This is a genomic window from Rhodoferax sp. ZS1R8, from assembly GCF_056521325.1.
The window spans coordinates 1-1051 of the sequence record NZ_JBWMBA010000195.1 but is presented as its reverse complement, the minus strand read 5'-3'; the positions used below and the strand labels follow the sequence as shown (position 1 = coordinate 1051).

Annotated in this window: 2 protein-coding genes; both read right to left on the bottom strand. The window is 63.4% G+C overall.

Annotated elements, in window-relative coordinates; genetic code table 11:
- Positions 1-278, bottom strand: a 278-nt coding sequence (locus AC097P_RS24950; protein ID WP_479613098.1) for a dephospho-CoA kinase, incomplete at its 3' end; no start/stop codon positions are given.
- Between the two features lie 62 nt (positions 279-340).
- Positions 341-1051, bottom strand: a 711-nt coding sequence (locus tag AC097P_RS24945; protein ID WP_479613097.1) for a prepilin peptidase, incomplete at its 5' end; no start/stop codon positions are given.

Below are 1051 nucleotides of genomic sequence, written 5' to 3'. Positions count from 1 at the left end.
CACCGCGCGCCGGACATCTGGGCGTGCAGCGCTTGATGTCCTACAGCCTGGACGACCAACGGGTGAATGATTGCTTCTAGCTGTATTTTGGCTCTGGGATCGGAATAGACAAGCTTGCGCATTTTTGCGCGGTCCATTGCTCCGTCGGCAGTCAGCACGCTCGCACCGAATGCGACTCGCAGTGCCGCAATCGCTGCACCTCCCGGACCAGTGGTTGCCCTGGAAATCGCGTCCGCGTCAATGATCGCCGCACCCATTTGTTCTAAAAAAGCAGACACCGTGCTCTTGCCGCTGCCAATGCCACCGGTTAGACCTAGGCGAAAGCTCGCAGCCCCCACGTTTACAGACCAACGGCCCGCCGAAGAACATCGGGCCCCAGAAACAGCGCGGTAAAGCCGGCACCCGCCAGAAATGGGCCAAATGGCACATAGCCGCCTTCACGCAAACCTGTGGTGAACTTCATGGCTATTCCCACTACGGCACCGATGACCGAGGCCAGCAAAATGATGGGGATGAGCGCTTGCCAACCAAACCATGCCCCCAAGGCGGCAAAGAGCTTAAAGTCGCCGTAGCCCATGCCCTCCTTGCCGGTCGTGAGCTTGAAGAGCCAATACACGCCCCAGAGCGACACATAGCCGGCTGCAGCACCGGTGACGGCGTTCACGAGGCTGACATCGATCAGCCCCGCCGCCGACGCCAGCAGGCCGGCCCAGAGCAAGGGCAGCGTGATGTCGTCCGGCAGCAGCGTGGTGTCCCAGTCGATCAGCGCCAGCGCGAGCAGCGCCGCCGAAAAGCCGCACCATGCCAGCGCCCCGAACTGGCCGGGCATGCGCCAGACGCACCACGCGAAGAGCGCAGCGGTGACCAGTTCCACCAGCGGATAGCGCAGGCTGATGCGCGCCTTGCAGGCCGAGCATTTGCCCCGTAGCGCCACATAGCTCAGCACCGGAATGTTCTCGTACCAGCGGATCGCATGGCCGCAGGACGGGCAGCGCGAGCGCGGCACCGTGAGGTTGAACGGCGCCGTGGATGTCGCGTCGGCAGCGGGCGT